We start from the raw sequence: 24,089 nt of genomic DNA on the forward strand, positions 1-24,089 counted from the left end.
AAATAGTGCCGTTGACCAATGTAAAGAGAACACCATGGATCAGTTTGAATGTATTAACGTAGAAGAAGCCCATCAGAAAATGCACCAGGGAACGGCGGTGCTGGTGGACATCCGCGATCCGCAGAGTTTTGCGATGGGCCACACGCCGGGCGCGTTCCACCTTACCAACGACACGCTGGGCGCGTTTATGCGCGATAACGACTTCGACACACCGGTGATGGTCATGTGCTACCACGGCAACAGCAGTAAAGGTGCGGCGCAGTACCTGCTTCAGCAGGGTTATGATGCGGTATACAGCGTCGACGGCGGATTCGATGCCTGGCATCGCCATTTCCCGGCAGAAGTTGAGTACGCGTTTGAGCGCTGATCCCGCTATACTGTCCCCTTTTGTGTGGAAATAAGCGACCGCTACCCATGTTGATGATCACCTCTTTTACCAACCCGCGTGTCGCCCAGGCGTTTGTCGACTACATGGCGACGCAGGGTGTTATTCTGACCATCCAGCAACATACTCAGACCGATGTCTGGCTGGCCGACGAGAGCCAGGCAGGGCGGGTAAACGAGGAGCTGGCGCGTTTTCTTGAGAACCCCGGCGACCCGCGCTATCTGGCTGCCAGCTGGCAATCTGGCCAGACGGGCAGCGGGTTGCATTATCGTCGTTTTCCTTTCTTCGCCACCGTGCGTGAACGTGCAGGGCCGTTTACGCTACTGCTGATGGCGGCCTGTATTGTCGTCTTTATCATTATGAACGTGGTGGGTGACCAGAGCGTGATGATCGCTCTGGCGTGGCCGTACGACCCCTCTCTGGAGTTTGATGTCTGGCGCTACTTTACCCACGCGCTGATGCACTTCTCGGTGATGCACATCCTCTTTAACCTGCTGTGGTGGTGGTATCTCGGCGGTATCGTTGAGAAGCGGCTCGGCAGCGGCAAGCTGATCGTTATCACCATTATTAGCGCCCTGCTGAGCGGCTATGTGCAGCATAAATTCAGCGGTCCGTGGTTCGGTGGGCTGTCTGGCGTGGTATACGCCCTGATGGGCTACGTCTGGCTTCGCGGGGAGCGCGACCCGGAAAGCGGCATCTATTTACAACGCGGACTCATAACCTTTGCGTTAATATGGCTAATTGCCGGATGGTTTGATCTGTTTGGTATGTCTATCGCCAATGGTGCACACGTCACTGGCCTGGTTGTCGGGTTGGCAATGGCCTTTGCCGATACGCTCCATGCGCGAAAACGAACATAATTCTCAGGGATAATTGATGAAACAAACACAACGTCATGACGCCATTATCGAACTGGTAAAAAAACAGGGATACGTCAGTACTGAAGAGTTGGTTGAGCAGTTTGCCGTCAGCCCGCAAACCATCCGTCGTGACCTGAACGATCTGGCCGATCAGAACCGTATTCTGCGCCACCACGGCGGGGCGGCGCTGCCGTCCAGCTCGGTCAACACCTCCTGGCACGATCGTAAAGCCACGCAGACGGCAGAGAAAGAACGCATTGCCCGTAAGGTCGCCAGCCAGATCCCGAACGGGGCGACGCTGTTTATTGATATCGGCACCACGCCGGAAGCGGTCGCCCATGCGCTGCTGGATCATGAGAACCTGCGCGTGGTCACCAACAACCTGAACGTCGCCAACACCCTGATGCAGAAAGACGATTTCCGCATTATTCTCGCGGGCGGCGAACTGCGAAGCCGCGACGGCGGGATTATCGGCGAAGCGACCCTCGACTTTATCTCTCAGTTCCGCCTCGATTTTGGCATTCTCGGGATCAGCGGCATCGACAGCGACGGCTCGCTGCTGGAGTTTGATTATCACGAGGTGCGTACCAAGCGCGCGATTATTGAAAACTCACGTCATGTGATGCTGGTGGTAGACCATTCGAAGTTTGGCCGTAATGCGATGGTAAACATGGGCAGCATCAGCATGGTGGATGCGGTGTATACAGACGTGATGCCGCCGGCGGGCGTCATGCAGGTGATTAAAGATAATAATTTGCAGCTGGAATTGTGCTAGGAATTGTGTCGGGTGGCGCTGCGCTTACCCGACCTACAAAACTCCGTAGGCCCGTGCAAGCGTAGCGCTGCCGGGCAATGAATTACACTCCGTACCCCATCATCTTCAACAATCGCTGCGCATGCTGCACCGCATCCTGACGGTGCGCCACGCCCAGCTTTTGATACAGGTTGCGGATATGCGTTTTGATGGTGGTCGCAGCAACCGCCAGTTCACCCGCAATTTGTTCATTGCTGTAGCCGGAGTAGATCAGCCCCAGTACCTGCCATTCACGTTGAGTGAGCGGGCTGGTGCGGATAAGCTCCGGTACTTCCGGGTGGTTCAACAGACGTTCGACAAAGTTCTCATCGAAATGCGCAAACTTATGGCGATGGTGCTGGTTGATTTCACGCAGTATACGTTGAGCGCGATGCTGATCGAGTTCCGGCAGCGTATTAAGCTGAATCAACTGACGCAGCTGCTGCGCCATCACTTCACCTTCAATCACAAAGTGGCTGATAAACCCGGTGCGGTTCGCGAGTTGCAGCGCTTCCAGCAGTACACGCTGAGCATCATTTTTACGACCCGCCTGCCAGTAGAGCTGGTTCAGCAGCAGCAGGTTGCGGTTCAGATCGCTCATCAGACGCAGGCCGCGCGCGTTCTCGTTCAGCTCTTCCAGCACAATCTCCGCGGGCTCTAATTCACCGAGCAGGATCTGCGCGCGGGCAATGTTGCGCCACTGGCTCTGCAGGAAGTGGTTGTTAGCAAATTCCGGTTTTGGCGTCTGACGCAGCCAGTTGGCGGCGGATTTTTTATCGCCTGTCATTTGCCAGTAAATCACCCGGACCTTATCGGCGTTCGATACCCAGTCGCTATGATACTGACCGTTGCCCAGCAGGTTTTCGAGACGGTTAAGATGATTACGGGCGTTATCGAGATCGCCACGCGCCAGCGAACACTGCACCAGCAGCGCCAGACACTGCAACTGTTGCTGCGGCTGGAAGCCAGAAAGCACGTCCACACCCTGGCGGGCGCAACTTTCAGCTTCATCCAGCCGTGACCATGCCCACAGGAGCTGAGCGCGAATACGCAACAGGAACTCGTGCATCGGCAACTGTTCCAGATGCTGTTCCCGAATCAGCTGGAAGGCTTTTTCCTGATTTTCCCAGGCAGCCTGCAGGAACCCCTGAGCGAACAGAATTTCGCTTTGCTGGATCAGGCTCCACAACGCGTAGTGCCAGACATCATGGCGCCGTGCCATTTGTTCCGTTTGCTGCATCAGCGAAAGGGAGCGCGTCAGCTCGCCTTTGCAGTGCAGCACTTCACCGTGTACCGACGTGGCAACGATCCGGCTGTAGAAGTTGGCCAGCGGCAGTTCATCCAGTGCGACCATCGCCAGGCGTTCGGCTTCATCCGGGTCGCCGTCGTTAATCGCCACCTGGGCCCGCAGGGCGTTAAATTCACCGTGCAGGGGCGTGTCCATGTTGCTTTCCATCTCCTGCTCCGCACGTGCCAGCAGGGTATTCACTTCGCTATAGCGATGTTGGCTCTGCATCAGCCAGGCCTGCAGCAACACCAGACGCGGGTTCTCCAGCAGACTTTCCCACGGCAGCGCTTTGAGGGACTCTTCAAGCAACGTCAGCTCGCTGTGGTTGAACAAGCCCCACGCATGGTTGAGGAGAATATCACGCAGCATGTTGGCATCACCTGCGGCCAGCGCATGATGGATCGCCTCGCTCGGGAAGCCTTGTGCCATCCAGCTTTCGGCGGCAGCGCGATGAATTTCCGGCAGTTCAACCGCAAGCTCCCACTGGCAACGCTGGCGCAGGAAACTGCCAAACAGCGGATGGTAGCTGAACCATTCGCCGGGATCGTCCATACGCGTCAGGAACAGGCCCTGACGTTCAATTTCTTCAAGCTGTAGCTGGCCGTTTTCGCAGCCCGTCACGCGCACAATCAGCGCGTCGTTCATGGAACGCAGCAGGGAGCTTTTCAGCAGGAAGTTACGGGTAGACGGATCGACGCTGTCCAGCACCTCATCCACAAGATAATCAGAAAGATGGCTGGCATTGATCCCTGCCAGTCGACGCGCTGACTGATGCGCCGGGCTGTTGTTTTGCCGGGCAGAGAGGGCAATTAACTGCAGTGCAGTGGCCCAGCCTGCGACATCGTCACACATCCGGCTGCTTTCTGATGCCTCAATGGGGGAGGTCAGACGGCAGTCAAAGAACTGTTTCGCTTCCTGATGAGTAAAAGCCAGCTGCTGGCTGCCCACTTCCAGAAGTTGATCGCGCACGCGCAGGTTGGCAATACCCAACTGCGGCAGGTTGCGTGACAGTACCACCAGGGTCAGGTTTTCCGGTTGATGGCGCAGGAAGAAACGCATCGACTCATGAATTACCGGGTTAGTGATGAGATGGTAATCATCAATCACCACATACAGCGGGCGATGCCATTCGGCCAGTTCAATAAATAGCTGAGAGAAAAGGGAGGACAGGCTGGCGTACTGGCGCTTTTGCACCATCACTTCACTGGCGACGCAGTGTCCATTGGTGGCCTGTTGAATAGCGGCAATCAAATAGCTGGCAAAACGCTCTTGCTGGTTATCGCCCTCATCAAGGGAGTACCAGCCAAGATCGCTCTTACCTGCGGCCCATTGCGAAATGAGCGTTGTTTTTCCATAGCCTGCAGGGCTCGTAACCAGCGCCAGTCGGAAATTATGCGCGCCGGAAAGTTTAGCCAACAGGCGCTCGCGGACCACTGTATGGTCAAGGCGAACCGGGCGACTTAATTTAGACGGAATCAACATAGGTTTCACTTCACTGTGGGGAACGAGAGATTTTATTTTTTTGCGCTTCGTAATTAATACGATATAAGGTCGGCCAGAAAGAGAACTATTGCAAGTTATGTCTGGATTTGGTGGCTCTGAATTTGCACTCTGTCACAAAACATTCAGACAGATGACGGAACTTTCTGGAATGGGCTTTAACACCGCGTCAATGCTGGCTTGTATGGTTCTGGTACGGCTGCGCTGAAACTGGTTTCAGAAAGGGATAGTGACGTCAAATGTAATAAAGTTCGGGTAAAATTATAAGTGATTAACAATCTCCTTAGTTATTACCCGATTGCAGAAATATTATTCTACGTAAGTAATCATTTTAGAGGGGTTTAATTAACCCCCGAAACTGCATTTCATTTCTTTGACATTCTCCCCGGTTACTTTTTTATCTTCAGGGCACACTCGAACTATGCTCTGAGAGTGGCCTCGATCACATTTTTATGCTCATCCCCGCTACTCCTCCCTGTCTAATCCCCCACAGGAGGAGGAAGAGGTGAAATGAGCCAGGCACACTAGCGCCAACTTGTGTTTTCTTTCTAAAGGATGCCGATCCCCTATGTCACAGCCTACCTTCAACAAAGCTCAATTCCAGGCTGCCCTGACGCGTCAGTGGCAGCGTTTTGGCCTTCATGCGGCAAACGAAATGACGCCTCACCAGTGGTGGCAGGCGGTGAGTGGTGCGCTCGCGGAACAGCTGGATGCTCAACCTTTGGCAAAGCCGGTGAAAAACCAGCGACACGTGAACTACATCTCGATGGAATTCCTGATTGGCCGTCTGACGGGCAACAACCTGCTGAACCTTGGCTGGTATCAGGACGTTGGTGATGTGCTCAAAGAGCATGACATTAATCTGACCGACCTGCTTGAAGAAGAGATTGACCCCGCGCTGGGTAACGGTGGGCTGGGGCGTCTGGCTGCCTGCTTCCTTGACTCCATGGCAACCGTCGGCCAGTCAGCAATTGGCTATGGTCTCAACTACCAGTACGGCCTGTTCCGTCAGTCATTTGCCGATGGTCATCAGATGGAAGCGCCGGACGACTGGCACCGCAATACTTACCCGTGGTTCCGCCATAACGCGCAACTGGATGTGCAGGTCGGGATTGGTGGGAAAGTCACGAAGGAGGGTCTCTGGGAACCGGCATTCACCATTACTGGCGAAGCCTGGGATCTGCCGGTGCTGGGTTACCGTAACGGCGTGGCGCAGCCTCTGCGTCTGTGGCAGGCGAAGCACGCGCATCCGTTCAACCTGACCAAATTCAACGATGGCGATTTCCTGCGTGCTGAACAGCAAGGCATCGACGCCGAAAAACTGACAAAAGTCCTCTACCCGAACGACAACCACCTGGCGGGTAAAAAACTGCGTCTGATGCAGCAGTACTTCCAGTGTGCCTGTTCCGTGGCGGATATCCTGCGTCGTCATCATCTGGCGGGCCGCAAGCTGGCGCAGCTGCCTGATTTCGAAGTGATTCAGCTCAACGACACACACCCGACGATCGCAATCCCTGAACTGCTGCGCGTGCTGATCGACGAGCATCAGCTGAGCTGGGATGACGCATGGGCCATCACCAGCCGCACATTCGCTTACACCAACCACACCCTGATGCCAGAAGCGCTGGAGTGCTGGGACGAGAAGCTGGTGAAAACACTGCTGCCGCGTCATATGCAGATCATCAACAAGATTAACGACAACTTTAAAGTGCTGGTGAAAAAGACCTGGCCTGGCGACAAAGAAGTCTGGGCGAAGCTGGCAGTGGTTCATGACAAACAGGTGCGCATGGCGAACATGTGCGTGGTGAGCGGCTTTGCCGTAAACGGTGTGGCAGCGCTGCACTCGGATCTGGTGGTAAAAGATCTGTTCCCGGAATATCACCAGCTGTGGCCGACTAAATTCCACAACGTGACCAACGGCATCACGCCGCGTCGCTGGATCAAGCAGTGCAACCCACTGCTGGCAGGGCTGCTGGACAAAACCCTGAAAAAAGAGTGGGCCAACGATCTGGACCAGCTCATCAACCTGGAAAAATACGCCGACGACGCGAAATTCCGCGAGCAGTACCGTGCGATCAAGCGGGAAAACAAAGTTCGCCTGGCAGCGTTTGTCAAAGCGCGTACCGGAATTGAGATCAACCCGAATGCCATTTTCGATATTCAGATCAAACGCCTGCACGAGTACAAACGTCAGCACCTGAACCTGCTGCACATTCTGGCGCTGTACAAAGAGATCCGCGAGAATCCGAAAGCCGATCGCGTTCCACGCGTGTTCCTGTTCGGTGCGAAAGCGGCGCCGGGCTACTACCTGGCGAAAAACATTATTCTGGCTATCAACAAGGTTGCTGAAGCTATAAACAACGACCCGAAAGTGGGCGACAAGCTGAAAGTGGTGTTCCTGCCGGATTACTGTGTCTCGGCGGCTGAAATGCTGATCCCGGCGGCAGATATCTCCGAGCAGATTTCTACGGCAGGTAAAGAAGCATCCGGTACCGGCAACATGAAGCTGGCGCTCAACGGCGCGCTGACGGTTGGCACACTGGACGGTGCAAACGTCGAAATCGCCGAGAAAGTGGGTGAAGAGAATATCTTTATCTTCGGTCATACCGTGGAAGAAGTGAAAGCCATCAAGGCCAAGGGCTACGACCCGGTGAAATGGCGTAAGAAAGATAAAGTGCTCGATGCGGTGCTGAAAGAGCTGGAAAGCGGTAAATACAGCGACGGCGACAAGCACGCGTTTGACCAGATGCTGCACAGCATGGACAAGCATGGCGGTGACCCGTATCTGGTGATGGCGGACTTCACAGCCTATGTCGACGCACAAAAACAGGTTGATGTTCTGTATCGCGACCAGGAAGCCTGGACCCGGGCGTGCATTCTGAATACCGCCCGCTGCGGTATGTTCAGCTCTGACCGCTCAATTCGTGATTATCAGGCCCGTATCTGGCAGGCAAAACGCTAAGGAAGCGCGATGGAGAGTAAACGTCTGGACAGCGCCGCGCAGGCGGCGGGGATCAGCCTCAGTTACATTAATGCTCACGGCAAACCGCAGTCTATTGGCGCCGACACCAAAAGACGTTTGCTGGATGCCATGCAAAAAACCGACGCGAAAGCGTCGGTTGCGCCAGTGCCGAATGTGAAGGTATTCACCGCAGGCAAAAAGATGCCTCTGGCGGTGGAGGGGCAGGGCGAGTTTAGCTGGCTGCTTACCACCGAAGAGGGGCATCAGCACAAAGGCCACGCCACCGGCGGCAAAATGCTAAACCTTCCGGCAAAACTGCCGGAGGGCTATCACACCTTAACGCTCACCCAGGACGACCAGCGGTACCCTTGCCGGGTGATTGTGGCACCAAAACGTTGCTATGAACCGCAGGCGTTGCTTGAAGGTAAAAAGCTGTGGGGTGCCTGCGTGCAGCTCTACACGTTGCGTTCCGACAGCAACTGGGGGATCGGCGATTTTGGCGACCTGAAAAAAATGCTGGCATCGGTGGGGGAGCGCGGCGGCGCATTTATTGGTCTTAACCCTATTCACGCGCTCTATCCGGCCAACCCGGAGAGCGCCAGCCCGTATAGCCCGTCGTCCCGTCGCTGGCTGAACGTCATCTATATCGACGTTAACGCGTTAGATGACTTCAAAAACAGCAAAGAAGCGCAGGCATGGTGGAAACTTCCGACCACCCAACAGATGCTGAAACAGGCTCGTGACGCGGAATGGGTTGATTACTCGACGGTTACCTCGCTGAAGATGGCGGCTTTACGCCTGGCGTGGAAAGGTTTTGCCCGGCGCGATGATGAGCAGATGGCGGCTTTTCGTCAGTTTGTTACCCAGGAGGGCGAAAGCCTTTACTGGCAGGCGGCATTTGACGCATTGCACGCATACCAGGTGAAAGAGGATGAAATGCGCTGGGGCTGGCCGGTATGGCCGCAAGCGTATCAATCTGTTGATACCCCGGAAGTGAAAGCGTTCTGTAAGAAGCATGCTGACGAGGTGGATTTCTACCTGTGGCTGCAGTGGCTGGCGTACAGCCAGTTTGCTGCCTGCTGGCAGGTAAGCCAGGGCTACAAGATGCCGATCGGCCTGTATCGTGACCTGGCCGTGGGTGTGGCTGAAGGCGGGGCGGAAACCTGGTGTGACCGTGAACTTTACTGCCTGAAAGCCTCTGTGGGGGCGCCACCGGATATCCTTGGCCCGCTCGGTCAGAACTGGGGCTTACCGCCGATGGATCCGCACGTGATGGCGGCGCGTGCTTACGAGCCGTTTATCGACCTGCTGCGCGCTAACATGCAGAACTGCGGGGCGCTGCGTATCGACCATGTGATGTCCGTGCTGCGTCTGTGGTGGATCCCATATGGTGAAACGGCGGACCACGGGGCGTATGTACAGTATCCGGTTGACGATCTGCTGTCGATCCTGGCGCTGGAAAGTAAGCGCCATCAGTGCATGGTGATCGGTGAAGATCTGGGTACTGTGCCAGTGGAGATTGTCAGTAAACTGCGTGATAGCGGTGTGTATTCCTATAAAGTGCTCTATTTTGAAAACGACCATGAGAAAACCTTCCGCGCGCCGAAAGCGTACCCTGAACAGTCAATGGCAGTCGCGACGACGCATGATCTTCCTACGCTGCGTGGCTATTGGGAAAGCGGTGATCTGACGCTCGGTAAAACGCTGGGGCTGTATCCTGATGAAGAGGTGTTACGCGGTCTGTATCAGGATCGCGAGCTGGCGAAACAGGGCTTGCTGGATGCCTTGCATAAGCATGGCTGTCTGCCGAAACGTGCCGGGCATAAGGCGTCGCTGATGGCGATGACCCCGACGCTCAACCGTGGCTTGCAGCGCTATATTGCTGACAGCAACAGTGCCCTGCTGGGTCTGCAACCGGAAGACTGGATTGATATGGCCGGGCCGGTGAACATTCCGGGAACCAGCTATCAGTACAAGAACTGGCGTCGCAAGTTGTCCGTGAGTCTTGAGAAGATGTTTGCCGATGATGGGGTGAACAAGCTGATTAAGGATTTGGATAAGCGCAGAAGAGCAGTAGTGAAGAAGAAATAAAAAAGAACCCGCCAGTTGGCGGGTTCTTTTTTTACATCAGATAACCATATTCAACAGCAGAACCCCGACCAGACCGCACACTGAAATAATGGTTTCCAGCGCAGACCAGGACTTGATGGTTTCACCGATAGTCAGGTTGAAGTACTCCTTGAACAGCCAGAAGCCCGGATCGTTTACGTGAGAGAAAATCACGCTACCGGAACCGACTGCGATAACCATCAGCTCAGGGCTAACACCCGTCGTGGCAATCAGCGGCGCAACGATACCACCGGCGGTGATGGCGGCCACGGTCGCAGAACCGAGTGCAATACGCAGAACCGCGGCGATAGACCAGGCCATCAGGAGCGGTGACACGTTAGTTTCATGCATCATGGCCGCGATGTATTTATCCACGCCGCTGTCGACCAGTACCTGCTTGAACGCACCGCCACCGCCGATGATCAAGAGCATCATGGCAATGATTTTGATGGAGGAGGTCAGCGTGTCGTTGATCTGATCCATTGAACGACCACGGTTCAGACCAAAGGTGAACATCGCGATCAATACCGCAATCAGGGTTGCCATCACCGGGTCACCCAGGAACTCCGCAACGGACAGGAACGGGTGACCTTTCGGCAGGATCATCTCTGCCACGGCACGCATCGCCATCAGGATAACCGGCACCAGAGAGGTCCAGACGCTGACGCCAAAGCCAGGCATCTCTTCTTCGGTGAAGGTTTTTGCGCTGTACAGACCTTCCGGGATTGGCTTATCAATGCCTTTCAGGAAACGGGCATACACCGGGCCTGCCAGGATCACTGTTGGGATAGCGAGAATGGTGCCGAACAGCAGCGTTTTACCCATATCGGCGTGGAAGATGGTCGCGATAGCGGTTGGACCCGGGTGCGGTGGCAGGAAGCCGTGCGTCACGGACAGCGCAGCGGCCATTGGTACACCGACATACAGCAGAGGGATGTTTGCCGCCGCCGCAATGGTGAACACCAGTGGCAGCATCAGCACAAAGCCCACTTCATAGAACAGCGCGAAACCGACGGTAAAACCGGTTAAAACCACCGCCCACTGGATGTTCTTCTTACCAAATTTGGCAATGAGCGTGGTGGCAATACGTTGAGCACCACCGCAGTCCGCCAGCATTTTGCCGAGCATGGCACCGAAGCCCATGATCAACGCCAGGCTGCCGAGCGTCCCGCCGACACCGGCTTTAATGGAGCTGATGACTTTCACCAGCGGCATCCCTTGCATCAGACCGACTGCAAGTGCCACCAGAACCAGAGCGATAAATCCGTTCATTTTGAAACGGATCATCAAGAGCAGTAATAACACAACACCGATAGCAACGATGACTAATGGCATGATTTACCTGGCCTTTGAATTGTTATGGGTAACGTCATTGTTTCAACGACAAATTCCGATTGTCCCAACTGGGAACAGAGTGATTACGGCACTAGTACTGATACCTTGGAAACCAATAAGTTTAGTCGGCTGTTATGAGAGTGCTTAGTGCCCACGAGAATGATACGGGTAACATGATGTGATTGAGAATCACCCTGGGAGGCTAAATTTGAATTATGAGACGCAGGTCAACATATGGAGGGAATGAAGGGGGAGAAGCGAGGCCCGGTAAGCGCAGCGCCACCGGGCGATACAGACGGGCACTGAATCAGTAGTAAGAGTGCTCGCCGCGCTGGTGCTCGGTCAGATCACGCACGCCTTTCAGTTCCGGGAATTCGTTCAGCAGCTGCTTTTCAATCCCTTCTTTCAGGGTCACATCGACCATGGAACACCCGTTACAGCCGCCGCCAAACTGCAGAATGGCGAAGCCTTCGTCAGTGATTTCCATCAGGGAAACACGACCACCGTGGCCCGCTAGCTGTGGGTTGATCTGGGACTGCAGAAGATACTCTACGCGCTCCATCAGCGGCGCATCGTCTGCCACTTTACGCATTTTCGCGTTCGGCGCTTTCAGAGTCAGCTGAGAACCCAGCTGGTCGGTGACGAAGTCGATCTCCGCATCTTCAAGATACGGTGCGCTCAGCTCATCAACGTAGGCGGTGAGCTGTTCAAATTTAAGGGCTGTGTCAGTTGCTTCTACCGCATCCGGCGGACAATAAGAGACACCACATTCTGCATTCGGAGTGCCTGGATTGATCACAAACACGCGGATCTGCGTCCCTTCTTCCTGATTTGCCAGCAGTTTGGCAAAGTGCGCTTGTGCAGAATCGGAAATACGGATCATAGCTTTGGCCTAATAGTTGACTAAATTACCTGGGTATAATCATACGCCCATTGAAGAAGGGCTACAAGGTACGGCACAGACACCATACCTGAACCGACGCGGCGCCGCTTCGCAAAAGCAGTCGGGAAAGTTCAGCAACGGTACTGCCTGTGGTGACGACATCATCCACAATCGCGATATGGAGGCCTTTGACCGCTAATTCAAGGCGAAAGGCATTTTTGAGGTTTCTTTTGCGAAGCCGGGCGTTGAGCTGATGCTGGATGGCGGTGGCATGGACACGCGTGAGCGCAGAGGCATCATACTCACAGCCGAGCCAGCGGGCGAGTGGGCGACAGAGCAGGTCACTCTGGTTGTAGCCGCGCCGCCAGTGTCGGCGTCGGTATAAGGGGACATTCACCACCCTGTCGATTTTCGGCAGGGTGCGGCTACGACGAGCCTGTAACACCGCCAGCAATAACAGGCGGGCGAGAGGTTGCGCCAGCGAACTCTGACCGGAAAACTTCAGGGCGTGAATGAGCCTGTTCAACGGTGGAACATAATCATCCACCGCCACCAGCGCGCTCCAGGGCGGGGATTTTTTCAGGCAGCGTCCGCAGGGTATATGTCGGCTCGTGGCCGGTAAACCACATTGTGGGCAGACCGTGAGACGTCCTTCCAGCGACCGCGTGCAGACGGAACAGATCCCCCACCCACTGAGTGTAAGTGGCATTTGGCATAGCCAGCACAAGCCAGGCACTGTTAGCATGTGCAACCTCCATGTGAAATAAAGAGAACAGTAACTGATGAAGACGCTGTGGTGGCAGACTGTAGGGACAGGAAATTGCCATCTTGTGCTGCTGCACGGATGGGGCCTGAATGCGGAAGTATGGAATTGCATAAACGAGGAATTGGCCTCGCATTTCACGCTGCATCTGGTGGATTTACCGGGTTTTGGTCGCAGCCGTGGTTTTGGCCCTATGTCGCTTGATGAGATGGCGCAGCAGGTTCTGGCCGCCGCGCCACAAAACGCTATCTGGCTGGGCTGGAGCCTGGGCGGGCTGGTGGCAAGCCAGATTGCGCTCTCCCGACCAGAACGCGTGAGCGCGCTGGTGACCGTGGCCTCGTCGCCATGCTTTAGTGCGCAGGCGTCGTGGCCGGGTATAAAACCGGATGTGCTGGCGGGCTTCCAGCAACAGCTGAGTGAAGATTTTCAGCGGACCGTTGAACGTTTCCTCGCATTGCAAACGATGGGGACCGAAACCGCGCGTCAGGATGCGAGAGCGCTGAAGCAGACCGTGCTTTCCCTGCCGATGCCGGATGTTGAGGTGCTTAACGGTGGTCTTGAGATCCTGAAAACGGTTGACCTACGTGAACCGCTGTCTGCGCTGACGATGCCGCATCTGCGTATTTATGGCTACCTCGACGGACTGGTTCCGCGGAAAGTAGTTCCATTGCTGGATTCGCTCTGGCCGGAAAGTGAATCGCAGATCATTGCCAAAGCGGCGCATGCCCCGTTTATCTCTCATCCGGCGGAGTTTTGCTCAGCGCTCATTGCGTTAAGTCAACGTTTAGACTGATTAATTTCTATCCAGCCTGGAAAAAGTCTTACACCGCAACCATACTCCAGATGTCGTTGCGGTGGTTCTGCCTACGACAATCAAAACAACAATCCTAAGGAGAGTCAGGCTATGAAACTTGTTACAGGTATTGTCATTTCTCTGGTTATTGGGTCAATTTCATTTGGCGTCTTTGCGGCAAAAGAGCTGGAAAAAGATAAAGTTGCCGGGATGAATCTGACCAAAATTGGTGAGATTTCTACGTCTGACACCACCGCGCCGATGGACGCTCGCAGAGAGTTGTCGAAAAAGGCGGATGAACTGGGCGGGACGTACTACGTGGTGACCAGTGCGAATAAAGATACAAAAAACGTGCGCGCAACGGCGGAAGTCTATAAGTAATACGATAAAGCCGGGCATTTCTGCCCGGCTTTATTAACGCAAAGCCCACCACTCCTTGAGGCAGGCTTTACCTTCCGGGCAGCTTTTACAACTGCCGGAGAGACAGCCGTCCGCGTCTTCCTGAATCCGCACGGCTTTCCCCATGGCTTCCAGCCTTTCCAGCATGGCATCGATCATCGGTTGCGGCGTATGCAGGCTGAGGCTCAGCTGTTTCGCCTCCATCCGCCCTTGTAATGCCAGCAGATCACGAACCTGAATCAACGATGCCATGGCTTACTCCTTAGTGACAGTCACCCGCCGGGCTGCTGCAGCAGGTCGCGGTGGTTTTACGGTTTGCCAGCAGGTCGATATCGACGCGGCTGCGTGCCCGGCGTAGCAGACTGATAACTAACACGTTGAAGAGGACAACTGCCAGAATACAGACCAGGCTGTAACGCGGGTGCTGGCTAAAGTTAACGGTCTGGTAAAAGAGCGTCGCCAGAGAGTAAGCAATGTTTAACCCCCACAGAATGGAGAATCCCATCCAGCCACGGCTGGACTCACGGGAAATCGCCCCCATCACGGAGATGCACGGAATATAGAGCAGGACAAAGATGAGGTAGCTGTAAGCTGCAGACTCGCTGCCAAACTTCTCACTCATCACGCCCATAGCCCCCGTCGCCATTTCACCGTCGCCTTTGCTGGCTTCAATAGGGTTTGCCAGCACGCTCAGGCTGAAGGTGTCTTTCAGGCTCTGCCAGGTTTCCTCTACTGCACCCAACAGTTCGTTACCGAGATGAAACTCTGCCGGATTAAATTCCTGCTCCTGAATGTTCTCAGCGGTGTAAAGCGTGTTCAGGGTGCCGACAACCACCTCTTTTGCCATTGCACCCGTGAACAGGCCAACCGTCGCCTGCCAGTTATCCTCATGCACGCCAATCGGTTTGAAGACCGGCGTGATGACGCGGCTGACGGAGGCAAGAGCAGAATCGTTGATGTTATCTGCCGCCTGTCCGCTGAGGGTGAAGCTGTTCAACGCGCTCAGGAAAATGCTGACGATGACAATTACCTTACCGGCGCGCAGCACAAAGCCTTTCAGGCGCTGCCAGGTCTGGATCGCCAGGCTTTTTAGATGCGGCACGTGATACACCGGCAGCTCCATCACAAACGGCGACGCTTCACCGCGCATGATGGTGTGCTTCAGCATCAGACCGGTGAGGATCGCCATCACAATACCCAGCACATACAGCGAAAAGACCGCCAGCGCGCCCTGTTGGCCAAAGAAGGCTGCCGCAAAAACCGCAAAGATGGCCAGGCGCGCACCGCAGGACATAAACGGCGCCATCATGATGGTCATCAGACGTTCACGCGGTGCATCCAGGGTACGTGCACCCATCACCGACGGTACGTTACAGCCGAAGCCAACAATCAGCGGGACGAAGGATTTGCCCGGCAGACCAAGAGCCTGCATCAGACGGTCCATGACAAACGCCGCGCGCGCCATGTAGCCGGAATCTTCCAGGAACGAGAGGAACAGATACATCATGCCGATCTGTGGCACCAGAGGCAGAACGGTGTTGATACCGCCGCCGATCCCTTGTGCGAGGAAGATGGTTAACCATTCCGGGAAGTGCAGGGTGTAACCCACCCACTGAATACCGTGGACGAAGACCGCGACGGAACCGGCGTCGAAAATAGGCTGGAGTGCGCCACCGATGTTAATGGCGAGCAGGAACATTACGTACATCACCAGCAGGAAGATCGGCAAACCCAGGAAACGGTTAAGCACAATCTTGTCTACCGCAGCGGTAAAACGGCTCGGTTCCGCCGTGAGGGCGTTACTGACAACGTCGCAAATCGAGGCAATTGCCTGGTAACGTGCATCGGCGATGTGCAGAGCCGGGTCATCCAGCTCGTCGCTAAGACGGGCGATTGTGACATCCAGTTTATCTGCCGCATGCCCGGCGTATGCACGGCTGTAGATATCCCCTTCCAGCATCTGCAGGCCGAGCCACAAACGCTGTTTTTCGGGCATGCTTTTGTCCATTTCCTCTGCCAGAAGACCGGCTTCGCGCAGAAGTGGTTGCGCGTAATGCACCAGCTCAACGTCGCGATTCCCCGTATGACGGTCAATCGCCAGCTTCAGGGCATCAATGCCGCGAGCACGCGTCGACACCAGCGGAACCACCGGGCAACCCAGGCGCGCTGAGAGAGCATCGACGTCGATGCGCAGCTTCTGTTTCTCGGCAATGTCGAGCATGTTAAGCGCCACGATGCAGGGAATACCCAGTTCCAGCAGTTGCAGCGTCAGATAGAGGTTACGCTCAAGATTGGAAGCGTCGACCACGTTGATCAGGAGATCCGCGTCGCCGCCAAGAATATAGTGGCAGGCAATTTGCTCATCGAGCGAGGTTTGCGACGAAATCGTGGTTAAGGAATAGGTGCCAGGAAGGTCAACCAGTGTGACCTGGTTGTCTGTTGTCGTGAACTGGCCTTCTTTACGCTCAACCGTCACACCTGCCCAGTTACCCACGCGCTGACGCGCTCCGGTTAACTGGTTAAATAACGTGGTCTTGCCGGAATTTGGATTACCAATTAAGCCAATAGTTAATTTTTTCATTTTAGTAGACTCACTGAAACCGCTGGCTTGTTATTGAGATAAGGCTTCGACTTCTATTAATGCGAGGTCTTTCTTACGCAGCACCAAATTCACGCGGCGGGTTTCGATATGAACGGGATCACCTAACGGGGCAACGCGCACGACCTGGAAAGACGAGCCGGGTAGCATGCCCAGTGAAAGCAGCTTTTGCCGATAGGCCGGGCTAATTTCACGGGTAAAACCGGTAATTTTCCATGCACTGTCTGGAGTGAATTGCATAATGCCTGATCCCACGAAGGTTAAATAATCTACTATGCGATGATAATGAGAATAGTTTGTATCAGCAATAATAAAACTGTGACGGAATGTTGTTTGCGGGATTAATTTACGGCCTGTTTGACCTTGCTCAATATTTGCTGAATATGCGGCGACGAGAGAAGCGGCCTATTTGTTAATGGCGTGCTAATTATTGGTTTAAATAAAGGAGTGAGAGAATAAACCGTACTGCGCGATCCCCTCTCCCCTGTGGGGAGAGGGTGAGAGGTTAGCGTTTTTTACCCATCGCGGCCGCCAGCGCATCCATCATCGCGCTGTTGCCTGCAGGCTGAGCATCACGCCCACGCGGTTTCGCGGCTTTAGCGGCCGGGCGCTGCTGCTCGCGGCCACCACCATTGCCGCCACGGCGCGCGTTGGTTTCGCCCGGCTGCTCGTCCAGACGCATGGTCAGGGCAATTCGTTTGCGCTGTAAATCCACTTCCAGCACTTTGACCTTCACGATATCGCCCGCTTTGACCACGGTGTGCGGGTCTTCAACGAACTTATCGGCAAGGGATGAGATATGGACCAGGCCATCCTGATGCACGCCGATATCAACAAATGCGCCAAAGTTGGTGACGTTGGTCACCGCGCCTTCCAGCACCATGCCTGGCAGCAGGTCGTTCATGGTCTCGATGCCGTCGGCAAAGGTCGCGGTTTTGAACTCAGGACGTGGATCGCGGCCCGGTTTTTCCAGCTCTTTGATGATGTCAGTGACGGTTGGCACACCAAATTTATCGTCGGTGAAATCCGCGGCTTTCAGGTTGCGCAGCGCACTGTTATCACCCATCAGGTCTTTCAGTGCCTGTTGAGTGGCAGCCAGAATGCGTTCTACCACCGGGTACGCTTCCGGGTGAACGGTTGAGGCATCCAGCGGGTTATCACCGTGGTTGATGCGCAGGAAGCCCGCACACTGCTCAAAGGCTTTCGGTCCCAGACGGCTCACCTTCAGCAGTTGCTGACGGTTCTGGAACTGACCGTTCTCATCACGCCATGCGACGATGTTCTGCGCCATCATGCGGGTTAAGCCTGCAACACGGGTCAACAGGGGAACTGAGGCGGTATTCAGGTCTACACCGACGGCGTTTACGCAGTCTTCCACCACCGCATCCAGCTTACGGGCGAGCTGAGTCTGGCTCACGTCGTGCTGATACTGGCCCACACCGATGGATTTCGGGTCAATCTTCACCAGTTCTGCCAGCGGATCCTGCAGACGACGAGCGATAGAGACCGCGCCGCGCAGAGAAACGTCCAGGTCCGGGAACTCCTGCGCCGCCAGTTCAGATGCGGAATAGACGGATGCCCCCGCTTCACTGACGATCACTTTCTGCGCCGTTACTTTCGGGAATTGTTTCTGCACGTCGAGGTAGAAACGTTCGGTTTCGCGGGACGCCGTACCGTTGCCGATAGCAACCAGCTCCACGTTGTATTTCTCGCACAGTGCCGCCACTGCGACAGCCGCTTTCGCTGCCTGGCCAGTGTGTGGATAGATGGTGTCGGTTGCCACCAGCTTACCGGTGCCGTCAACTACCGCCACTTTTACGCCCGTACGCAGACCCGGATCGAGCCCCATGGTGGCGCGAAGGCCCGCCGGGGCGGCCATCAGCAAGTCGTGCAGGTTGCGGGCAAACACATTGATCGCTTCATCTTCGGCGCGCTCGCGCACGGTGCCCATCAGCTCGGTTTCGAGGTGCATCAGCACTTTGATACGCCACGTCCAGCTCACCACGCCTTTACGCCAGCTGTCCGCCGGGGCGTTGTTCAGACGCAGGCCGAGGTGATCGATGATGATCTGCTCGCAGTGGCTCTCTTTCGGCGGCTCGTCAAACTGAGGGTCGGCATTCAGGGAAAGCTGCAGCACGCCTTCGTTGCGGCCGCGGAACATTGCCAGCGCACGGTGAGACGGGGTCGTTGAAATCGGTTCGTGGTGATCGAAGTAGTCGCGGAATTTCGCGCCTTCGTCCTCTTTACCCGCGACGGCGGTCGAGACGATGTGGGCATTCTTCCACAGGTAATCACGTACTTTGGCGAGCAGGGCGGCGTCTTCGGCAAAGCGTTCCATCAGAATATAACGCGCGCCGTCGAGGGCGGCCTTGGTGTCCGCTACGCCTTTGTCAGCGTCGATGAATTTCGCCGCTTCGGTATCTGGATCGTGGGAAGGTTCGTTCCACAGCAGGTCGGCCAGCGGCTCAAGACCCGCTTCAATCGCAATCTGCCCGCGCGTGCGGCGCTTTGGTTTGTACGGCAGATAGAGGTCTTCGAGTTCGGTTTTGCTCAGGGTACCGTTAATAGCGCTTTCCAGCTCGCTGGTCAGTTTACCCTGTTCGCCGATGGATTTGAGGATCGCCTGACGACGTTCTTCCAGTTCGCGCAGATAACCCAGACGGGTCTCCAGGTTACGTAGCTGTGTGTCATCCAGACCGCCGGTGACTTCCTTACGATAACGTGCAATAAACGGCACGGTGTTCCCTTCATCAAGCAGGCGAACGGCAGCTTCTACCTGTTCGGCTCTGGCCTGAAGTTCACCCGCAATAATGCGGCAGAGCGAATCTTTCATCATGGCTTTATCATCTTGTGGGTCAAAAATCAGGGGATAGTTATACGGGCTGACACGGCAAAATGCCAGCCGGGGAGGGCGCTCTCGGACTATTTTACGTACTCGATCTCATTGACGTACCAGCTGGCTTCACCGCCGGGTGTCTGAACGACGGCTAAATCGCCCACTTCCTTTTTCAACAGCGCACGGGCCATAGGGGAGTCGATGGAGATGTAATCCTTACGACCAAAAATTTCATCGTAGCCGACGATGCGAAAACGCAGGGTATCGCCGTTATCGTTTTCAATCTCCACCCATGCGCCGAAGAACACTTTGCCTTCCTGCTGCGGGGAGTAATCGACAATTTTAAGGTTCTCAAGGCATTTCGTCAGATAGCGTACCCGACGGTCGATCTCACGCAGCCGCTTCTTGTTGTACTGATAATCAGCATTTTCGCTGCGATCGCCCAAGCTCGCGGCCCAGGTGACTTTTTTCGTCACTTCAGGACGCTCTTCGCGCCACAGGTAATCCATCTCTTTTTTGAGTTTTTCGTACCCTTCGCGGGTGATCAGGGGCGTTTTCATGGTAAAGCCTTTGCTGCCGGTTTTCTGTCTTGCGCACAATACGTACCACACAGTGTAACAGACAGGATTAATAATGATTTATGTGATGAAATGAGCAGATAAGCTGCTGTTAAATATGCTTTGTAACAATTTCGACTAGAATTTATACCAGAATTAGCTGGTCGAACACGTGCACTTTTTTAGAATACGCTGTTACAAAGACTATCCGAACCTTTGGGAGTAAATACAATGCAAGAGAACTACAAAATTCTGGTCGTGGATGACGACATGCGCCTGCGTGCGCTGCTGGAACGTTATCTGACCGAGCAGGGCTTCCAGGTTCGTAGCGTCGCGAACGCTGAGCAGATGGATCGTCTGCTGACCCGTGAATCTTTCCACCTGATGGTGCTCGACCTGATGCTGCCTGGCGAAGACGGGCTCTCTATCTGTCGCCGTCTGCGTAGCCAGAGCAACCCGATGCCGATCATCATGGTGACGGCGAAAGGCGAGGAAGTTGACCGTATCGTGGGCCTCGAAATCGGCGCGGATGACTACATTCCAAAACCGTTTAACCCACGTGAACTGCTGGCACGTATTCGCGCCGTACTGCGTCGTCAGGCAAATGAACTGCCTGGCGCACCGTCGCAGGAAGAGGCCGTCATTGCCTTCGGCAAGTTCAAGCTGAACCTCGGCACGCGCGAGATGTTCCGTGAAGACGAACCTATGCCACTCACCAGCGGCGAGTTCGCAGTTCTCAAAGCACTGGTTAGCCACCCACGTGAGCCGCTGTCCCGTGACAAGCTGATGAACCTGGCGCGTGGCCGCGAATACTCCGCAATGGAACGCTCCATCGATGTGCAGATCTCTCGTCTGCGCCGCATGGTGGAAGAAGATCCGGCGCATCCTCGTTATATTCAGACCGTTTGGGGTCTGGGCTACGTGTTCGTTCCGGACGGCTCTAAAGCATGAGGCGAATGCGCTTCTCGCCGCGAAGCTCGTTTGCCCGCACCCTGTTACTGATCGTCACCCTGCTGTTCGTCAGCCTGGTGACGACCTATCTGGTGGTGCTGAACTTTGCGATCCTGCCGAGCCTCCAGCAGTTTAATAAGGTCCTGGCCTACGAAGTCCGTATGCTGATGACCGATAAACTGCAGCTGGAGGATGGCACGCAGCTGGTTGTCCCCCCTGCCTTCCGTCGTGAAATTTACCGTGAGCTGGGCATTTCGCTCTACTCAAACGAAGCGGCGGAAGACGCGGGACTGCGCTGGGCGCAGCACTATGAATTCCTCAGCCAGCAGATGGCGCAGCAGCTCGGCGGCCCGACGGAAGTGCGCGTCGAGGTCAACAAAAGCTCGCCTGTTGTCTGGCTGAAAACCTGGCTGTCACCCAATATCTGGGTGCGCGTTCCGCTGACCGAAATCCATCAGGGCGATTTCTCACCGCTATTCCGCTACACCCTGGCGATTATGCTGCTGGCGATAGGCGGAGCCTGGCTGTTTATTCGTATACAGAACCGACCGCTGGTCGACCTGGAGCACGCTGCGCTGCAGGTCGGTAAAGGGATAATTCCTCCTCCATTGCGTGAGTATGGTGCCTCTGAGGTCCGTTCGGTGACGCGTGCGTTTAACCATATGGCGGCCGGTGTGAAGCAACTGGCAGATGACCGTACGCTGCTGATGGCCGGTGTGAGCCATGACCTGCGCACGCCGCTAACGCGTATCCGTCTGGCGACGGAGATGATGGGAGAAGAGGACGGCTATCTTGCCGAGTCCATCAACAAGGACATCGAAGAGTGTAATGCCATCATTGAGCAGTTCATCGACTACCTGCGCACCGGCCAGGAGATGCCAATGGAGATGGCGGATCTGAACGCGGTGCTGGGCGAAGTGGTGGCGGCGGAAAGCGGCTACGAGCGCGAGATTGATACCGACCTTCAGGCGGGGGAGATCCAGGTTCGCATGCATCCGCTTTCTATCAAACGTGCGGTTGCCAACATGGTGGTCAATGCGGCGCGTTACGGTAATGGCTGGATTAAAGTCAGCAGCGGGTCTGAACTTAACCGCGCCTGGTTCCAGGTGGAAGACGATGGTCCGGGCATCAAGCCTGAGCAGCGTAAGCATCTGTTCCAGCCGTTTGTGCGTGGCGACAGCGCGCGCAGCACCAGCGGTACAGGTTTAGGTCTGGCGATTGTACAGCGTATCATCGATAACCATAACGGGTTGCTGGAGATTGGCACCAGCGAGCGGGGCGGGTTGAGCATTCGCGCCTGGTTGCCGGTACCGGTGACGCGCGGGCAGGTGAAAGAGAGTTGACAAAAGGGTGCGGCCTGATGCCCTCACCCCGGCCCTCTCCCACGGGGAGAGGGAGAAAACATTAAAAAAGGCAACTTTCGTTGCCTTTTTGCTTTTACCTACAGCTTCGGTCCCGCGCTCACCAGCGCTTCACCTGCCGGGGTATCGGTGTACTTCTCGAAGTTCTCAATAAACAGCTTCGCCAGCGATTCCGCTTTCTCGCGCCACTGTTCCGGCGAACCGTAAGTGTTGCGTGGGTCGAGGATATGCGTATCCACACCCGGCAACTCTGTTGGGATCGCCAGATCAAACATTGGCAGCGTGAAGGTTTCAGCGTTATCCAGAGAACCATCCAGAATGGCGTCGATAATGGCGCGCGTATCTTTGATGGAGATACGCTTGCCGGTCCCGTTCCAGCCCGTGTTCACCAGGTACGCCTGCGCGCCGGAAGCCTGCATGCGTTTTACCAGCACTTCAGCGTACTGCGTCGGGTGCAGCGACAGGAATGCCGCGCCGAAGCAGGCTGAGAAGGTTGGGGTGGGTTCTGTCACGCCGCGCTCGGTACCCGCCAGCTTAGCGGTGAAACCAGAGAGGAAGTGGTACTGTGTCTGGCTGGCGGTCAGGCGAGACACCGGCGGCAGCACGCCGAACGCATCTGCCGTCAGGAAAATGACCTTCGTGGCATGACCCGCTTTTGAAACCGGCTTCACGATATTGTCGATGTGGTAGATCGGGTAAGAGACGCGGGTGTTTTCCGTTTTCGACGCATCGTCGAAGTCGATGGAGCCATCGGCACGCACGGTGACGTTTTCCAGCAGCGCATCGCGACGAATAGCGTGGAAGATATCCGGCTCGGCCTCTTCAGACAGGCGAATGGTCTTCGCGTAGCAGCCGCCTTCAAAGTTGAATACACCATCGTCATCCCAGCCGTGTTCGTCATCGCCAATCAGACGACGTTTCGGATCGGTGGACAGGGTGGTTTTCCCGGTACCGGAAAGACCAAAGAACACTGCCACGTCGCCTTTTTCACCGACGTTAGCCGAGCAGTGCATGGAGGCGATGCCCCGCAGCGGCAGCAGGTAGTTCATGACGGAGAACATCCCTTTCTTCATTTCGCCGCCGTACCAGGTACCGCCGATCAGTTGGATACGCTCGGTCAGGTTGAAGGCAACAAAGTTTTCGGAGTTCAGACCCTGCTCTTTCCACTGTGGGTTAGTGCATTTCGCACCGTTCATCACGATGAAATCCGGGGTGAAATTCTTCAGCTCTTCGTCGGTTGGACGAATAAACATGTTTTTCACGAAATGCGCCTGCCAGGCCACTTCGGTGATAAAACGTACGGAGAGACGGGTGTCGGCGTTAGCGCCACAGAAAGCATCGACAATGAACAGACGCTTGCCGGAAAGTTGATGGGTTACGAGCCCTTTCAGATGCTGCCAGGTTTCCGGGGAGAGCGGTTTGTTATCGTTCTTCCCTTTGCCCTTGTCAGCCCACCACAGCGTATCGCGGGTGGTTTCGTCGCGGACGATATACTTATCTTTCGGCGAACGACCGGTAAAGATACCGGTATCGACGGCGATAGCACCAAGATTCGTCAACACACCGCGCTCGTATCCTTCCAGGGCTGGATTGAGCTCTTCCTGATACAGCGTATCGTAGTCGGGGTTGTAGACGATTTCCTGGACGTCGTGAATACCATAAGCCTTGAGATCTTGCGGGGTTAAACCAGTAACACGCATATCACTGCTCCTTAG

Annotated in this window: 19 protein-coding genes; 9 read left to right on the forward strand and 10 right to left on the reverse strand. The window is 55.4% G+C overall.

The genetic code is table 11. The features are described 5' to 3' along the window. The first annotated feature begins 34 nt into the window (after window positions 1-34). From glpE to AC0XWG_RS08920, 3 genes are read left to right on the forward strand one after another with little or no spacing between them, the layout of a single operon-like run. A complete protein-coding gene (gene glpE / locus AC0XWG_RS08910; protein WP_014885552.1) occupies window positions 35-367 on the forward strand; it encodes a thiosulfate sulfurtransferase GlpE in 333 nt (110 codons plus the stop codon). Window positions 368-414: 47 nt separating this feature from the next. After that, the gene (glpG, locus tag AC0XWG_RS08915) at window positions 415-1,245 is read left to right on the forward strand and encodes a rhomboid family intramembrane serine protease GlpG (RefSeq protein WP_028018039.1); all 831 of its coding nucleotides are present in this window, start codon (window positions 415-417) and stop codon (window positions 1,243-1,245) included. Window positions 1,246-1,261: 16 nt separating this feature from the next. Then, on the forward strand, window positions 1,262-2,020 hold the full coding sequence (locus tag AC0XWG_RS08920) for a DeoR/GlpR family transcriptional regulator (protein ID WP_008503060.1): 759 nt from the start codon (window positions 1,262-1,264) through the stop codon (window positions 2,018-2,020). Between the two features lie 82 nt (window positions 2,021-2,102). Here the strand turns inward: AC0XWG_RS08920 and malT are convergent, their stop codons facing one another. Next, window positions 2,103-4,808, reverse strand: a complete 2,706-nt coding sequence (gene malT / locus AC0XWG_RS08925) for an HTH-type transcriptional regulator MalT (protein ID WP_028018038.1) — start codon at window positions 4,806-4,808, stop codon at window positions 2,103-2,105. 586 nt (window positions 4,809-5,394) lie between these two features. On the opposite strand from malT, the gene malP reads away from it, so the two are divergent. Further along, a complete protein-coding gene (malP, locus tag AC0XWG_RS08930; protein ID WP_028018037.1) occupies window positions 5,395-7,788 on the forward strand; it encodes a maltodextrin phosphorylase in 2,394 nt (797 codons plus the stop codon). A 9-nt stretch (window positions 7,789-7,797) separates the two neighbouring features. Next, a complete protein-coding gene (malQ, locus tag AC0XWG_RS08935; RefSeq protein WP_028018036.1) occupies window positions 7,798-9,879 on the forward strand; it encodes a 4-alpha-glucanotransferase in 2,082 nt (693 codons plus the stop codon). A 36-nt stretch (window positions 9,880-9,915) separates the two neighbouring features. On the opposite strand, the gene gntT is transcribed toward malQ, so the two are convergent. From gntT to gntX, 3 genes are all read right to left on the reverse strand, one after another. Continuing rightward, window positions 9,916-11,232, reverse strand: a complete 1,317-nt coding sequence (gntT, locus tag AC0XWG_RS08940; protein WP_014171973.1) for a gluconate transporter — start codon at window positions 11,230-11,232, stop codon at window positions 9,916-9,918. Between the two features lie 307 nt (window positions 11,233-11,539). Beyond that, on the reverse strand, window positions 11,540-12,115 hold the full coding sequence (gene nfuA / locus AC0XWG_RS08945; RefSeq protein ID WP_028018035.1) for a Fe-S biogenesis protein NfuA: 576 nt from the start codon (window positions 12,113-12,115) through the stop codon (window positions 11,540-11,542). Window positions 12,116-12,176: 61 nt separating this feature from the next. Next, window positions 12,177-12,860 (reverse strand): DNA utilization protein GntX, encoded by a 684-nt coding sequence (gene gntX / locus AC0XWG_RS08950; RefSeq protein ID WP_128348361.1) that lies wholly within the window; start codon window positions 12,858-12,860, stop codon window positions 12,177-12,179. Between the two features lie 37 nt (window positions 12,861-12,897). On the opposite strand from gntX, the gene bioH reads away from it, so the two are divergent. After that, on the forward strand, window positions 12,898-13,671 hold the full coding sequence (gene bioH / locus AC0XWG_RS08955) for a pimeloyl-ACP methyl ester esterase BioH (protein WP_028018033.1): 774 nt from the start codon (window positions 12,898-12,900) through the stop codon (window positions 13,669-13,671). Window positions 13,672-13,782: 111 nt separating this feature from the next. After that, window positions 13,783-14,052: a YdgH/BhsA/McbA-like domain containing protein gene (locus AC0XWG_RS08960; protein WP_128348360.1), complete on the forward strand. Its 270-nt coding sequence runs from the start codon at window positions 13,783-13,785 to the stop codon at window positions 14,050-14,052. A 33-nt stretch (window positions 14,053-14,085) separates the two neighbouring features. Here AC0XWG_RS08960 and feoC read toward each other — a convergent pair whose 3' ends face one another. From feoC to greB, 5 genes are all read right to left on the reverse strand, one after another. Then, window positions 14,086-14,322, reverse strand: coding sequence for a [Fe-S]-dependent transcriptional repressor FeoC (gene feoC / locus AC0XWG_RS08965; RefSeq protein ID WP_028018031.1), 237 nt, complete (start codon window positions 14,320-14,322; stop codon window positions 14,086-14,088). Between the two features lie 10 nt (window positions 14,323-14,332). Continuing rightward, the gene (gene feoB, locus AC0XWG_RS08970) at window positions 14,333-16,651 is read right to left on the reverse strand and encodes a Fe(2+) transporter permease subunit FeoB (protein ID WP_128348359.1); all 2,319 of its coding nucleotides are present in this window, start codon (window positions 16,649-16,651) and stop codon (window positions 14,333-14,335) included. A 30-nt stretch (window positions 16,652-16,681) separates the two neighbouring features. After that, window positions 16,682-16,909, reverse strand: a complete 228-nt coding sequence (gene feoA / locus AC0XWG_RS08975) for a ferrous iron transporter A (RefSeq protein WP_010436417.1) — start codon at window positions 16,907-16,909, stop codon at window positions 16,682-16,684. 265 nt (window positions 16,910-17,174) lie between these two features. After that, a complete protein-coding gene (locus AC0XWG_RS08980) occupies window positions 17,175-19,505 on the reverse strand; it encodes a Tex family protein (protein WP_128348358.1) in 2,331 nt (776 codons plus the stop codon). Window positions 19,506-19,591: 86 nt separating this feature from the next. Further along, on the reverse strand, window positions 19,592-20,065 hold the full coding sequence (gene greB, locus AC0XWG_RS08985) for a transcription elongation factor GreB (protein ID WP_028018028.1): 474 nt from the start codon (window positions 20,063-20,065) through the stop codon (window positions 19,592-19,594). Between the two features lie 228 nt (window positions 20,066-20,293). Between greB and ompR the strand changes: the two genes are divergently transcribed. Further along, window positions 20,294-21,013 (forward strand): osmolarity response regulator transcription factor OmpR, encoded by a 720-nt coding sequence (gene ompR / locus AC0XWG_RS08990; protein ID WP_001157751.1) that lies wholly within the window; start codon window positions 20,294-20,296, stop codon window positions 21,011-21,013. Next, complete coding sequence (gene envZ, locus AC0XWG_RS08995; RefSeq protein ID WP_023309494.1) at window positions 21,010-22,356, forward strand: two-component system sensor histidine kinase EnvZ; 1,347 nt, start codon at window positions 21,010-21,012, stop codon at window positions 22,354-22,356. The genes ompR and envZ overlap by 4 nt, the downstream gene beginning before the upstream one ends. 98 nt (window positions 22,357-22,454) lie before the next feature. Here envZ and pckA read toward each other — a convergent pair whose 3' ends face one another. Next, window positions 22,455-24,074 (reverse strand): phosphoenolpyruvate carboxykinase (ATP), encoded by a 1,620-nt coding sequence (pckA, locus tag AC0XWG_RS09000; protein ID WP_028018027.1) that lies wholly within the window; start codon window positions 24,072-24,074, stop codon window positions 22,455-22,457. Between the last annotated feature and the right edge of the window lie 15 nt (window positions 24,075-24,089).

Source organism: Enterobacter sp. DVT3837 (genome assembly GCF_056238685.1).

What these genes read in the sequence shown, in the direction of transcription:
- glpE (WP_014885552.1), top strand. Translation starts at nt 35, where the DNA reads ATGGATCAGTTTGAATGTATTAACGTAGAAGAAGCCCATCAGAAAATG.
- glpG (WP_028018039.1), top strand. Translation starts at nt 415, where the DNA reads ATGTTGATGATCACCTCTTTTACCAACCCGCGTGTCGCCCAGGCGTTT.
- AC0XWG_RS08920 (WP_008503060.1), top strand. Translation starts at nt 1,262, where the DNA reads ATGAAACAAACACAACGTCATGACGCCATTATCGAACTGGTAAAAAAA.
- malT (WP_028018038.1), bottom strand. Translation starts at nt 4,808, where the DNA reads ATGTTGATTCCGTCTAAATTAAGTCGCCCGGTTCGCCTTGACCATACA.
- malP (WP_028018037.1), top strand. Translation starts at nt 5,395, where the DNA reads ATGTCACAGCCTACCTTCAACAAAGCTCAATTCCAGGCTGCCCTGACG.
- malQ (WP_028018036.1), top strand. Translation starts at nt 7,798, where the DNA reads ATGGAGAGTAAACGTCTGGACAGCGCCGCGCAGGCGGCGGGGATCAGC.
- gntT (WP_014171973.1), bottom strand. Translation starts at nt 11,232, where the DNA reads ATGCCATTAGTCATCGTTGCTATCGGTGTTGTGTTATTACTGCTCTTG.
- nfuA (WP_028018035.1), bottom strand. Translation starts at nt 12,115, where the DNA reads ATGATCCGTATTTCCGATTCTGCACAAGCGCACTTTGCCAAACTGCTG.
- gntX (WP_128348361.1), bottom strand. Translation starts at nt 12,860, where the DNA reads ATGCTAACAGTGCCTGGCTTGTGCTGGCTATGCCAAATGCCACTTACA.
- bioH (WP_028018033.1), top strand. Translation starts at nt 12,898, where the DNA reads ATGAAGACGCTGTGGTGGCAGACTGTAGGGACAGGAAATTGCCATCTT.
- AC0XWG_RS08960 (WP_128348360.1), top strand. Translation starts at nt 13,783, where the DNA reads ATGAAACTTGTTACAGGTATTGTCATTTCTCTGGTTATTGGGTCAATT.
- feoC (WP_028018031.1), bottom strand. Translation starts at nt 14,322, where the DNA reads ATGGCATCGTTGATTCAGGTTCGTGATCTGCTGGCATTACAAGGGCGG.
- feoB (WP_128348359.1), bottom strand. Translation starts at nt 16,651, where the DNA reads ATGAAAAAATTAACTATTGGCTTAATTGGTAATCCAAATTCCGGCAAG.
- feoA (WP_010436417.1), bottom strand. Translation starts at nt 16,909, where the DNA reads ATGCAATTCACTCCAGACAGTGCATGGAAAATTACCGGTTTTACCCGT.
- AC0XWG_RS08980 (WP_128348358.1), bottom strand. Translation starts at nt 19,505, where the DNA reads ATGATGAAAGATTCGCTCTGCCGCATTATTGCGGGTGAACTTCAGGCC.
- greB (WP_028018028.1), bottom strand. Translation starts at nt 20,065, where the DNA reads ATGAAAACGCCCCTGATCACCCGCGAAGGGTACGAAAAACTCAAAAAA.
- ompR (WP_001157751.1), top strand. Translation starts at nt 20,294, where the DNA reads ATGCAAGAGAACTACAAAATTCTGGTCGTGGATGACGACATGCGCCTG.
- envZ (WP_023309494.1), top strand. Translation starts at nt 21,010, where the DNA reads ATGAGGCGAATGCGCTTCTCGCCGCGAAGCTCGTTTGCCCGCACCCTG.
- pckA (WP_028018027.1), bottom strand. Translation starts at nt 24,074, where the DNA reads ATGCGTGTTACTGGTTTAACCCCGCAAGATCTCAAGGCTTATGGTATT.